The organism is Hymenobacter sp. HD11105 (assembly GCF_054051685.1).
In genome coordinates this window covers 26,312-39,515 of the sequence record NZ_JBSWBR010000006.1, presented here as the reverse complement: position 1 = coordinate 39,515, position 13,204 = coordinate 26,312, and the positions used below count along the sequence as shown (strand labels likewise).

Below are 13,204 nucleotides of genomic sequence, written 5' to 3'. Positions count from 1 at the left end.
GCAATGAGCGGTGAGAAGTGAGACCTTAGTACTACAAACGGTACTCTGTTTGGTCTTACTTCTCACCGCTCATTGCTCGCTTCTCATTTCCCGTTTCTCACTTCTACACAAAGACCTGTGTTCAAAAAAATACTGATTGCCAACCGGGGCGAGATTGCACTACGCATTATTCGTACTTGTAAGGAAATGGGCATTAAGACGGTGGCCGTGTACTCTACCGCCGATAAGGAAAGTCTGCACGTACGCTTCGCCGATGAGGCCGTGTGCATTGGCCCGCCCGCCAGCGCCCAATCTTACCTGAACATCCCCACCCTGATTGCCGCCGCCGAAATTACCAACGCCGACGCCATTCACCCCGGCTATGGCTTCCTGTCGGAGAACGCGGAGTTTTCGCGCATCTGCCAGGAAAACGGCATTAAGTTCATTGGCGCTTCGCCCGAAATGATCAACAGCATGGGCGACAAGGCTTCGGCCAAAGCGACCATGAAAAAAGCCGGTGTACCCACTATTCCCGGTTCGGAAGGCTTGCTCGACTCGTTGCAGGACGCGCTGAAGATTGCCCACAAGATTAAGTACCCGATCATTCTGAAAGCCACGGCCGGCGGCGGTGGGCGCGGTATGCGCGTAGCCCGCACCGACGAAGAGTTGGAAAAAGGCTGGCATGACGCCCGCACGGAAGCCAAAGCGGCTTTCGGCAACGATGGGATCTACCTCGAGAAATTTGTGGAGGAGCCGCGCCACATCGAGATTCAGATTGTTGGCGACCAATTTGGTCGGGCTGCCCACCTATCGGAGCGAGACTGTAGCATCCAGCGTCGCCATCAGAAGTTAGTGGAAGAAGCTCCTTCTCCATTCATGACTGATGATCTCCGTAAGCGGATGGGCGATGCGGCTGTGGCCGGAGCCAAATCTATAGGCTACGAGGGAGTAGGCACCATTGAGTTTCTGGTGGACAAAAACCGGGACTTCTACTTCATGGAGATGAACACCCGCATTCAGGTAGAGCATCCTGTAACGGAGGAAATTATCAACTACGACCTTATCAAAGAACAGATCAAAGTAGCAGCCGGAGTACCCATTTCGGGCAATAACTACGAGCCTAAAATGCACGCCATGGAGTGCCGTATTAATGCCGAGGACCCCCGCAACAACTTTCGGCCCGCGCCCGGCAAAATCACGACCCTGCACATTCCCGGCGGCCACGGCGTGCGCGTAGACACTCATGTGTACGCTGGCTACACTATCCCGCCGAATTATGACTCGATGATTGCCAAGCTCATTACCACAGCCCAGACGCGCGAAGAGTGTATCGTGAAGATGAAGCGCGCCTTGAGCGAGTTTGTAGTGGAAGGCGTCAAAACTACCATTCCATTTCATCTGGCCCTCATGGATAATCAGAACTTTAAGGATGGCAACTTCACCACGGCTTTCCTGGATTCGTTTGATTTCTCCAAGGTATAAGCTGAAACTTGCCTCACTGCAAAAAAGCCCCCCAGAGTTAGTCTGGGGGGCTTTTTTGTATCTATTTTAGAAGCGCCGCATTACAGGTCTAAAAGAAGAACCCATTTTGCACCTGTACATAAGTTCCTTCCGATGAAGTAGCTGCGGTAGCGGAAAGTACTAAGCGGTTGGCCAGCGCCATCCAGGCTCCGCCGCCGTAGGCCCGCAGCCACGGACCACGGCGCGGTTTGGCCCCGCGCGCCCATACGTTGCCGGCATCATAATGTGTGAGCAGGCCAAACTGGCTGGGGAAAATATATAGGCGGGAAGTCAGTAGCGTGGCGCGCATTTCAATGTTGGTGTACAAGCTACGGTCGCCGAACAGGCGGGTGCGGTCATAGCCTCGCACGGTTTGGGTGAAGTCAGGTAAAAGCCCCCCACCCACCATGTTGCTCTGGTAGAAAGCATACCGACCCGTGTTAAACCCTCCGCCCAGCCGGCCGGCAAACGTAACCGGGAGGGGCAGGCTGGGGCTCATATAGTATTTGGCCTCGTACTGATAGCGGCTGTAACTGCCCGTACTGCGTTGCAGACCCTGTCGCCAGCTGCCTTGTAGATTCAGCACCAAGCCGCGCGTGGGGTTGTATTCATTGTCTTTTACGCTGGCGCGGAAATAAAGCAAGCCGCCTGCGTAGTTTCGGGTGCCGAAGCTAGCCGCATGATCTGCTGGCAGGCGTGCTCCTAGTCCACTGTTGCGTCGTTCACTTAGGCTGAAATGCTCGTATAGCACCCCACCTCCCACGGCGAAAAACGAGGCGAAGGGTTTTTGCAATGCGGCCGAGGCATAAGCGTTGCCTAGAGCAACCTGAGTCGCAGATCCGTCGGTTTCGGGTTCAGTAGCTGATCCGTAGCCGGTGAACCACATCTTGTACATCGGTGCGTGCGCCCACGCTTGCCCAATAAAATCGAGGTCAAACGCCAAGTTCTTGATTTCTCCGTCGTAGGAAAAGCGGCCGACTTTCGAGTTGAAAAACTGCTGATACAACAAGCGGTGCGAGGCCCCATATGGGCTACTGCGGAATTTGTAAGGCGTGTAGCGCAAGCCACCACTCACTACTAAACCATCAGTAGGATTAAAAATGCCCCCCAGCACGGGTTGGAACTGCGTATAATCGAAGCGGTCGGAAGCGGGACTGTTGATCAAATCACCCGCCGCAAAATCCTTATTTGTATCGGTCGTATTATCAATGATGTGCTTGTCCTGAATAAGGTTATCAATCAGGTAACGCTGCGTTTTACTAGTGCTATTAAGGCGGGTATATTGGTAGTTGCCGGGTTCCTGGTAGGCTACTATCCGCACTTTTATGGGCTGGCGGCCACCTTCCCCACTTATCCGGTAAATGTCGCGTCCCCGCAGGCCGTAGAGGCGAATTTCTCTAGTTTCAGCAGCGTGAAAAGTACGCGTAAACTGGGGCGCCAGATCGGGCTTCCCGATGGTGGACACCGTGACGGTCGTGCTGCCATCGGGGCGGCGCTCTATCTTAAATAGCTCATCCTGATTGCTGCCGTACACATCGACGTACTGCGCCAGAAGCTGGCCGTATGCAGCGGCCACTTGCGGCAATTGTGCACGTCGTGCTTGCAGCTTGGCCAGGATTTGGGGACCATGCAGGGCGTATAGGTCGGGAGGCAGTTGGCCCACCGCCTGTTGCAGCACAGCATCTGGCAAGTTGAGTTGGAGGCTGTCGGCTGCGGTTTGCCAATCGGCTGGGGTAAGGCGGCCGAGCAATCGGCGGTCTAGCTGCCGGGCGGCGTAGTTCAGGCTTTTCAGGTTGTTAATAGTGGGGCCAAAATGCTGTAGCTCTCGAATTCCCCAGCTGCGCGACGCCAGCCACGGCACCAAGCCATCAAAAAGAAAAAACGCATTGTCCCGGTCCTTGGCTAGAGGCCTATAAATGGTCTGGGGGGCATTTTTAGCGATAATCCACTCGTACTGCTCTTCGTGTCGGTCCCAGTCGCCGATAAGCATATCTAATAGCCGCATCTTGGCAAATGCCCGCGCATCAATTTGATGGTCAGCGCTACGCTCTAACTGCTGAAGAAGGGTGGTATAGTTGACTTCTTGCACCACCGTTTGGGTGACGTCCAGCTTTTCTTGATGAAACTCGCGTGCGTCGGGCTCCAAGAACCCAATTTGCCCCGCAAAACGCTGCCGGTATGGTTCGAGGCAAGCCGCATCAGGCAGTTGCAGCAACTGAGGAGCTGTGGTGAGCAGGCCGGCTGCTCGTTCCAAGTGTGAGACGACAATAGGAGCATACGGATGCTGGGAGGGCACCCAAGTTTGCCTTGAGTTCGCTTGTACCGACATTTCTAACGACTGGCCGTAGCGCTCCGGCACGGTTCCCAGAGCATTGCGGCGCAACGGCCGAAAACTGTACTCATGGCCCTGGGTGCTTTGCAGGCGCAGCAAGTATTTATCTTCCTCGGCCCCAACCCCAAACGGTGTTAGACCTGATCTCGCACTACTTAACGCAAGCCTCGGCACTGCCACGGGCGTCAGCCAAGCTTGGCGGTAGCTGCTTTTTAATAGCGTGCCAGCTAATGGATATGGCTTTTTATTGGCGGCCGCCAGGGCTACCGTTTGAGATTTGGGTGCCGCTGTATCAGCACATGAAGTAGGCACTGTGGGTTGCTTGCGGCTATGCAGGAGGCCCCGGTAATGCAATTTCCCCGTGGCGCCATCACCTTCAGGGGCCCAGAACTCAACCCAGGCTTCTCCATTAGTATAGTAGCAAATGCGGGCGAAGCCTTTCTCGCGGTGCGCAAAAGTAGCGTCGTTGCCGGTTACTATATGGTTGCTTTTGCAGCCTGAGCCGCTGATAATATGTGAGAAGACCTCGGTTTTGTGAAGCTGCAGATTATGGTCGTGGCCGGCAGTGTAGGTAATGTTGTCAAAGCGGCGAAAAACACCCTGTAAGCGCTCCGAGAGCAATTGGTACCGGTAGTGAGAGATGTCTTGATCGACACCGCCCAGTTGCCGGTAATACGGATACAGCGAGCCCACCACTGGCAATGGCACGTACAAGCCGTCGCGCACGAGCCGCAGCGGAAACACATGATCCATTACGGAGTAGTTGCCGCCGTGGCTGCTGTTGCTCATCAGCGGGTGGTGGGCCGACACTACAATGTGCTTGCCGCGGTGCTGTTCCAATACTTGCTCTAGCTGACGCAACATTTCTTCCTCAGTAGCGGCCCCGCAGCCGCTGTTGGGGCCGTAGGGCTTTTCCTCCTTGTGCAGCCACCACTGCGTATCAAGGGCAATAAATACCAGCTCGGCACTGAGTTCTTGCACGTACGGCCCCGGGCAGCCGTTATCAGGCACAAATGTGTTGCCGCGGTTCAGCTTCTGCTCGATGTACTGTTCCTGCCGCCGAATTTTAGCTAAACCTTCTTTGCCAGAGTTATCCCAATCGTGGTTGCCGGGGATAAAAAACACGCGGCCTTTATACTGCTCCGCTACATACAACTGCCCATCCAGTCGGCGCTCATCCTGAGCCCGACCCGGAGCACCTTTTGCAGCTAGGCCAGTATTATAAAGGTTGTCACCGAGCACAACTAACGTACTGTTTGGGTCGCGTTCAAGTTGAGATTTTAACAAGCGCAAAGCCGGCTCGGGCGGATCAATCTGCGGAGCACCGGCATCACCGAGCAAGTAAACGGTATAAGCTAAACCAGTGGAATCCGGAACGGACTGGCGCTGCCAGTTACCAGCTTCAGGCCCATAATAAAGGTTTTGGACACAGGAAGTACTTAGGAAGATAAATGCAATGCTCGCAAAGCGTACGACTATATTCATGCTTGATCTACCAACGTTTCCTTACTATACCCCACCGCGACGCTTAGGTTGTAAAGTGCTTAGTATCAAGAATGCGTATAGTTCAGCTTACTATCTATGTATTAAAATAATGTTAAAGTTGTTTCTGAGAACCTTGCGTATCGGTGGGCTAATAAGCATGGATGAAATTTTTACAAAAAAGGCCAGCTTGTTAGCTGGCTTTTTTTTGCTTTCTCTAAGAAGTTGGATGCTCTATTTCCTGTACTAGCTCCCCGTACCAGTCTTCTCCATACTTGCGGATAAGTGGTTCTTTCAGAAACTGATACACCCGCACTCCTAAATCGGCACCGAAAGCGCAGGCCGGGTTGCAGATGCCCCAGCGGTCATAGTTGAGGGCTTCAAAATCTTCGTACTTGCTGATACGGATTGGGTACAAGTGGCAGCTGATGGGCTTCTTAAAACTGGTAGCCCCGGCCAGATACGCCTGTTCGATGCCGCACTTAAGAATACCGCGTTCATCGTAAAGCGCGTAAGCGCATTCCCGGTCGTTGATGGTAGTGGTGCTAAAGTCGCCTTCCCAATCCTTGATGTATAATCCTTGCTGCTCAATGGCTTGCTGGCCAGCTTCGGTTAGGAAAGGCTTAATATTGGCGTACTCGGCTTCCAGAATGGCTAGTTCCTCATTTTCTAACGGAGCGCCTAGGTCGCCTTCTACGCAGCAGGCCCCTTTGCAGGCTTCGAGGTTGCAGACAAAGAAGTTGTCGCGAACGTCATCGGAGATGACGGTGTTCTGTATTATTATCATGGTTATTTCTCACCAAATCCCGCGGCAGGTTGTTCAGTATGCGGCTTTTTAGGAAGGGAAGCATTAGCCAACCAGCGCGCAAACCTCTGCGAGAGTTGAATTGACAAAGATAACCCCAAACGCGTGCTTCCTGGTTTCCTGGGGGGCAAAACCTTACCTTTGTTCCTTCGCCAACGAGCAGGTTTTATCGAAAGAATGGCATTAGATTATCACACCTTACTGAATCCCTCGCAGGCCGCTGCCGTGTTGCAAACCGAAGGCCCCTGCATGATTATAGCCGGTGCTGGCTCCGGCAAAACGCGCGTACTGACGTATCGCATTGCTCATTTGCTGGAGAAAGGCGTAGACCCGTTCAATATCCTGGCCCTGACCTTTACTAATAAGGCCGCCAAGGAAATGCGGGCCCGTATCGAGAAAGTTGTGGGCCCAGAAGCTAAGAACGTGTGGATGGGCACCTTTCACAGCATTTTCGCCCGCATTCTGCGCTCCGAAGCTGAGAAAATTGGTTTCCCGCGTCATTTCACTATTTACGACACCCAAGACTCAAAGACGCTGGTGTCGCAGATTGTGAAAGAACTCGACCTTGATGACAAGCTGTATAAGCCCAGCATGGTGCTGGGGCGCATTTCATCAGCTAAGAACAAGCTGATTTCGGTACAGCAGTACCTGAGCGACCCTGTTATAAAGCAGGACGATGAGGCTGCGTTGCGCCCGAAGATTGGGGTGATCTACCAGCAGTATCAGTCGCGTTGCTTTAAGGCCGGCGCCATGGACTTCGACGACTTGTTGTTCAACACCAACGTGCTGTTCAAGGACCATCCGGAGGCGCTGAACAAGTACCAGAACATCTTCAAGTACGTGATGGTAGACGAGTATCAGGATACGAACTACTCGCAGTATCTCATCACGCGTAAGCTGGCCGCCAAGGAGCGCAATATCTGCGTGGTGGGCGACGACGCGCAGAGTATTTACGCTTTCCGGGGGGCAGATATTACCAATATTCTCAACTTCGAGAAGGACTACCCTGAGCTGGAAGTGTTCAAGCTGGAGCAAAACTACCGCTCCACCAAGAACATCGTAAAGGCCGCAAACTCAGTTATTAAAAACAACAAAGCCCAACTCCGCAAAGACGTTTTCTCCGAGAACGAGGAAGGCACGCTCATCGAAGTCATTAAGGCGGCTTCAGACAATGAAGAAGGCAAGCTGATTGCCAACTCCATCTTCGAGGACAAGATGAACCTGCACTTGTCTTACGACCATTTCGCCATTCTCTACCGCACAAACGCCCAGAGCCGGGCCATGGAAGAGGCCTTGCGCAAGCTCAACATCAAGTACAAGATCGTGGGGGGCCTTTCCTTCTATCAGCGGAAGGAAATCAAGGATTTAGTGGCTTATCTGCGCCTCACAGTTAACCCAAATGATGAGCAGGCCCTGCGGCGCGTTATCAATTATCCGAAGCGCGGCATCGGCGACACTACGGTTAGTAAGCTCATTAACACGGCCGAGGAAACGAACCACACGCTGTGGGAAGTGGTAGCCAACGCGGCCTCATTTTTGGGCGCGCGCGTATCGGGTGCCATTACGCAGTTTGCGGAGCAGATCAAAAGCTACGCCGTGGTAGCGGGCAAAGAAGACGCATTTGAGGCAGCTAAGTTTATTGCCAAGAACTCAGGTATGATTGAGGAACTCTATGCCGATAAAAGCATTGAGGGCCTCTCCCGCTACGAGAACATCCAGGAACTCCTGAATGGTATCAAGGCTTACACAGAAGATCCGGAGCGCGACGATAAGTCGTTGGCTTCCTTCCTGCAAGATATTGCCCTCGTTACGGACGCTGATACCAAAGACGCCCAGCAAGATGGCGAGGCCGTGACGCTGATGACCATTCACTCGGCGAAAGGCTTGGAGTTTCGCAACGTCTACATAGTAGGCTTGGAGGAAAACCTGTTTCCATCCCAGATGATGATTACCTCGCGGGCTGACCTGGAGGAAGAGCGGCGGCTCTTTTATGTAGCTATCACGCGGGCCGAGAAGAAGCTGACGCTCAGCTACGCTACCTCTCGCTACCAGTGGGGAAACTTGCGGAGCTGCGAAAAAAGCCGTTTTCTCGACGAAATTGATCCGCAATTCGTAGACTTTAAATTCTCAGCTGGTCCCGGTAGCGGAGAGTCACCCTTTGGGCACGTATTGGAGCGGCGCAGCAACCTGATTCCGCCCGCCCCACGTAAAACAATAGCGTCGAGCTACAAGCCCTCTGCTGATTTTCAACCCTCCGACACCTCCAACTTGGCAACCGGCCAACGAGTAGAGCACCCCAAATTCGGCTTCGGCACCGTCAGCAAGCTCGAAACCCAGGCCGGCTCTACTAAGGCCATTATTCAGTTTGAGGAAGTCGGTGAGAAGACGTTATTGCTGAGTTTTGCCAAATTGCGGGTGTTGAGTTAATTGGCCGTATTTTGAGCCTCCCTACCGAGCCCTCGCGGGTTCCGAATACCTAGTTTTACTTTCCTTATGCCTCTTCCCTCCCCCCATAAGCACGAGTTGCTCCAGCGCGAATATGGCCAGAGCACTTTTCAACTCGTGCAAACCTTGCACACCATCGAAGACAAGGCCGAGCGTACGCGCCGGGCTAATCAGATTGTGCAGCTTATTTTTCGCTTAAACCCAGCGTTGCGCGATCAGCCCGACGGCCAGCAGAAGGTGTGGAATCACCTGTTTGAAATGGCCGACGAGAACCTGGACGTAGACAGCCCCTTTCCTTTGGTTAGTCTGGCTCAGCTCCACGAACAGCCCAAACGAGTGCCCTACCCCAGCAAATCGCCTAAGCTTAAAGCGTATGGCCGTAGCGTGGAGGACATGATTGCGAAAGCTCTGACCTTGGAAGATCCAGCCGAGCGCGAGCAAGCGACCATCGCCATTGGACGCACCATGAAGTTCTTGTATCGTTCGTACAGCAAGGAAAATGCGAAGGATGTAACTATCCTGAAGCACCTAAAGGAGCTGTCGGGGGGCAAATTGGAGTTGGATCCTGCCCAAGTCGACGCGCAAAATCTATTCGAGTTTGCCACCAATGGCCGTCCAGCTCCCTTCATCGTGCCGCAACCTCGCAACGACCGCTCCGACCGCGACGCGCGGCGGGGAGGTAATGGTGGCAACCGCCGCGACAAGCAGCGACGCGGCGGCAAGAAACGCCAGGAGCCTCAGCAACCACCACAGTAATTTTTTTCTAGAAGCCCAGAAGCAAGAGCTAGAAGCTAGGCCAATATTTAATTAGTGTTCCCACGCTTCGCTCCTGCTCGCTAGCTTCTACCTTCTAACACCTTTTTTATGGCCTCTTTTGAAGTAATTGGCGGGCAACCGCTTAAGGGCGAGATTATACCCCAAGGGGCAAAAAACGAAGCGCTCCAGATTCTTTGCGCCGTACTCCTGACATCGGAGCCTGTCACAATCAGCAATATTCCCGATATCCGCGACGTCAATAAGCTCATTGAGCTGCTGCGTGATATGGGCGTGAAGGTAGGCAAGCTCGCTACTGACACTTACGTCTTCCAAGCCGACCACGTAAATCTAGATTATCTAGACTCTGAGCAATTTGTAGCCCAAGGCCGAGCACTACGGGGCTCCGTTATGATACTTGGTCCGATGCTAGCCCGCTTCGGCCAGTGTCAATTGCCAAAGCCCGGCGGTGACAAAATCGGTCGACGTCCGCTGGATACCCACTTTTTGGGTTTAGAAAAGCTGGGGGGCAAATTAACCCTAGAGGGCACCGACTTTTATCGGATTCGTACAGATGGCAAGCTCCGTGGCACTTATATGTTGCTGGATGAGGCATCGGTAACGGGTACAGCCAACATCGTGATGGCTGCTGCCTTGGCCGAAGGCACCACGACAATTTATAATGCCGCATGCGAGCCTTACTTGCAGCAGCTTTGCAAAATGCTGGTGCGCATGGGCGCCAAAATCAACGGTATCGGCTCTAATCTGCTTACTATTGAAGGTGTAGAAAGCCTGAGTGGCACAGAGCATCGCATGTTGCCCGACATGATTGAAATTGGTTCTTTCATCGGCCTAGCTGCCATGACTGGTTCCGAAATCACTATCAAAGACGCTCAGATTCAGGAGTTGGGCCTCATACCGGATACCTTCCGCAAAATGGGTATTCAGCTGGAGTTCCGGGGTGACGACATATTCATTCCGGCCCAAGACCACTACGAAATCTCCACCTACCTCGACGGCAGCATCTTGACCGTGTCGGATCATACGTGGCCGGGTCTCACGCCCGACTTGCTTAGCGTGATTCTGGTAGTGGCTACGCAGGCCAAAGGCACAGTGCTTATTCATCAGAAGATGTTTGAGTCGCGCCTGTTCTTCGTGGATAAGCTCATCGATATGGGCGCTCAAATTATTCTCTGCGACCCGCACCGCGCTACCGTGATCGGCCTTGACCAACGCAACCGTCTGCACGGCATCAGCATGACGTCGCCGGATATCCGGGCGGGCGTGGCCTTGCTTATTGCCGCCCTTTCGGCCGACGGCCGTAGCGTCATTGACAACGTGGAGCAGATTGATCGTGGTTACCAATTTATCGACAAGCGCCTGAACGCATTAGGCGCTCACATCAAGCGAGTTTAAAGTTCTATGCAAACTTGTATTTGCAACCCCCCCCCCCGAAACACTTCTGGAGGGTTTTTCTGTGCTGTTCGCCTTAATCAATTATCATATCAATAACGGAGGTTACCAAAGACAATACGATACTAAAGAGCAGAGCAGCCAAAAAGCCATCTAGCTTGAAGCCAGGTAGTATCCAGTCGGCTAGGAGCACGATTACCGCATTGATTACCAGAAGGAAAAGTCCCAGCGTAAGAACAGTAATTGGGAAGCCCAGAATCTTAAGAATAGGTTTTAAGACGGCGTTGAGTGCGGCCAATACCAGCACCAGCAGCAGGGCATCGCCGAAGCCATCTAAGTGAGCGCCGGGCAGGAACTGCGCCAAGACATAGGTAAGAATAGCCGTGAGAATGAACTTGAGTAGAAAGCCCATAGGTGCAAAAGGGGTTATATGAACGAAAAAATCCGACTCCCAGTCGGGAGTCGGATTACGGTACGCAAAAATACGGACAGCGTTGAGCAGCGCTATTCTTCGTCTTCCACCTTTTTCATGTCGCGGGCGGCAATGCGTCCCTGCGATACGGCCATCCAGTTGCAGAGCTGATACAGCAAGCGGGCCCCCACAATACCATTCCAGTCGGTGTCGCCAGGGGCAACTTCGTTCAGGTCGCAGCCAATGATTTCGCGCCCGGAGCGCACCACCATCCGAATTAAGTATAGGGCTTCCTCAAACTCCAATCCACCGGGTACGGGCGTGCCAGTGCCGGGGCAAAGCTTCGGGTCAAGGCCATCAATATCAAAGCTCAAATACACTTTTTGAGGTAGCTGGGCAATGATTTTCTTGCACTCCTTGCGCCACGATTTACCCGCAAACAGCTCCTCACGCAGGAAACGCTCCGGAAACATGATGATACGCCCGTTGCTGCGCTCGGCGAGTTCGGCCTCCTGTTGGCAAAAGTCACGAATACCAACTTGCACCAGCTTTTTCACCTGCGGCAGTTGCAAGGCATTGTACATGACGGAAGCGTGCGAATACTCGAAGCCTTCGTAAGCTGGCCGCAAGTCGCAATGGGCGTCAATTTGCAGAATACCGAATTCCTCATGACGCTCGGCCAGAGCATGAATATAACCGAGCGGCGTGCTATGGTCACCTCCTAGAACGGCCACGGCTTTGCCGGCATCGAGGTAAGCACCCGCCTTTTGCTTTAGCCACTCCAGCAAGGCCTTACCCCTTACGCCTACCTGTCCCGTTACGGTGGTATGCTGGGGGGCATTTGCGTTGGGTTGACCGGCTTCCAGCCATTCGATGTAGGCAGAGGCCTGCTCGCGCAGCTTTCGGCTCTCGGCGGCCCAGCTTTCATCCTCCTCCTCCATTGCTAAGCCCAGACGCCAAGCATCGGTAATGTCCGGGTCATAAAGATCAACCTGCATGGAAGCTTCCCGAATGGCGGCAGGCCCTAAAGCAGTACCTGCCCGGTACGAAACCGTTACTTCCCATGGCACAGGCACTACAACTACTTGCGCCTCCTCAACAGTGAAGGGCAGACCGAAAATGCCTCCCGCTGTATCGCCCAGGGCATTAGGATCAAAGGAAGCCAGTTTCTGGTCGAGATTAGATGACGTGGAATGCGGCATAAAAATTAAGTTGAATGGAGAAAAACGTGACGAAAGCCTTCAGCAAGTGAAAGCTATGACTCTGTTACTCAATTAATTGTTTGTTTATTAAACCTCAGTACACCGCTGACGAAGTTTCCCATAAAAAAACTGTCATTTCGGGTGGCCTAGCGAGTCGCGGCACTAAAGCCCGGGACGGCTAATATCTACCAAAAATGACAGTTTGTTATTTCTAAAACGGCAAGGCTTAGCGCGTGGCTTGCTGACCGTTGAGAAAATCGTAGGTACGAATGATGTCGAGAATTTTAGCGAAGGTTTCGCGGTCGAAGAAAAGCATAAGTGGTAATTCCACTGAGTTATTCTTGTCTGAGAACTGCGTAACTACAGAAAACACCATGGGCTGAAACAGCGGATTGTGCGTAATCAGCCTGGTTAGGGAGGTATCCAGCTGGCCCTTCGGTGCAATAGGCGGCGCCCCGTAAATGTTGGCTTTCAATATATTAGCCAGCTGCGTAACCAAAGCGCCTGTTATAATATTGCTGATTTCGAGCAAAAGTGACTCCTGCAGCTCATCAATTTCCAATGATTCTGGCTTCGACAAGCGCAAACATACTCGCGAGAGACGCTGTACATGTTGCCCCGAGAAAAACATGAGTGTAGAGCCATTGAACTCGCCCTTAATATCGGACTGAATTACAACGTGGTCTTTCTCGTACACTTTTACCCTGTCCAGGATGCTGGTACCGGGTACCAAGTCAAGGCTAGGCACCTCCAATAACACGGTTTCCTGGGCAATAGAAGCAAAAGAATCGGCGGCGCGAGCTAGGCCAATATTCAGGATTTCCCGAATAATGTCCCGCTCCAATTCCGTCATGTGCAAATCCATACTAGTCAGTCGGTTG

Annotated in this window: 9 protein-coding genes; 4 read left to right on the top strand and 5 right to left on the bottom strand. The window is 52.9% G+C overall.

The genetic code is table 11. The features are described 5' to 3' along the window. Positions 1-117: 117 nt before the first annotated feature. Positions 118-1,461 carry an acetyl-CoA carboxylase biotin carboxylase subunit gene (accC, locus tag ACW9KT_RS16945; protein ID WP_457082530.1) on the top strand — a complete coding sequence of 448 codons (1,344 nt, stop codon included), beginning with the start codon at positions 118-120 and terminating at the stop codon, positions 1,459-1,461. Positions 1,462-1,549: 88 nt separating this feature from the next. On the opposite strand, the gene ACW9KT_RS16940 is transcribed toward accC, so the two are convergent. Together ACW9KT_RS16940 and ACW9KT_RS16935 are read right to left on the bottom strand one after the other, a co-directional pair. Beyond that, positions 1,550-5,296: a BamA/TamA family outer membrane protein gene (locus ACW9KT_RS16940; protein WP_457082528.1), complete on the bottom strand. Its 3,747-nt coding sequence runs from the start codon at positions 5,294-5,296 to the stop codon at positions 1,550-1,552. Positions 5,297-5,510: 214 nt separating this feature from the next. Further along, positions 5,511-6,080 carry a DUF3109 family protein gene (locus ACW9KT_RS16935; protein ID WP_457082526.1) on the bottom strand — a complete coding sequence of 190 codons (570 nt, stop codon included), beginning with the start codon at positions 6,078-6,080 and terminating at the stop codon, positions 5,511-5,513. Between the two features lie 195 nt (positions 6,081-6,275). On the opposite strand from ACW9KT_RS16935, the gene ACW9KT_RS16930 reads away from it, so the two are divergent. The 3 genes from ACW9KT_RS16930 to murA all read left to right on the top strand — a co-directional run bounded on the left by ACW9KT_RS16930 (position 6,276) and on the right by murA (position 10,712). Continuing rightward, positions 6,276-8,525, top strand: a complete 2,250-nt coding sequence (locus ACW9KT_RS16930; RefSeq protein ID WP_457082524.1) for an ATP-dependent helicase — start codon at positions 6,276-6,278, stop codon at positions 8,523-8,525. A 66-nt stretch (positions 8,526-8,591) separates the two neighbouring features. Continuing rightward, the gene (locus ACW9KT_RS16925; RefSeq protein ID WP_457082522.1) at positions 8,592-9,299 is read left to right on the top strand and encodes a DUF4290 domain-containing protein; all 708 of its coding nucleotides are present in this window, start codon (positions 8,592-8,594) and stop codon (positions 9,297-9,299) included. A 108-nt stretch (positions 9,300-9,407) separates the two neighbouring features. Next, entirely contained in the window at positions 9,408-10,712 is a 1,305-nt protein-coding gene (gene murA, locus ACW9KT_RS16920; RefSeq protein WP_457082520.1) for a UDP-N-acetylglucosamine 1-carboxyvinyltransferase, read from the top strand. A gap of 73 nt (positions 10,713-10,785) precedes the next feature. On the opposite strand, the gene ACW9KT_RS16915 is transcribed toward murA, so the two are convergent. The 3 genes from ACW9KT_RS16915 to ACW9KT_RS16905 form a co-directional block, all read right to left on the bottom strand. Continuing rightward, positions 10,786-11,121, bottom strand: a complete 336-nt coding sequence (locus tag ACW9KT_RS16915; RefSeq protein ID WP_457082518.1) for a phage holin family protein — start codon at positions 11,119-11,121, stop codon at positions 10,786-10,788. 92 nt (positions 11,122-11,213) lie between these two features. After that, entirely contained in the window at positions 11,214-12,323 is a 1,110-nt protein-coding gene (locus ACW9KT_RS16910; protein WP_457082516.1) for an agmatinase family protein, read from the bottom strand. 226 nt (positions 12,324-12,549) lie between these two features. Next, positions 12,550-13,188 carry a chemotaxis protein CheC gene (locus ACW9KT_RS16905; protein WP_457082514.1) on the bottom strand — a complete coding sequence of 213 codons (639 nt, stop codon included), beginning with the start codon at positions 13,186-13,188 and terminating at the stop codon, positions 12,550-12,552. Positions 13,189-13,204: the final 16 nt, after the last annotated feature.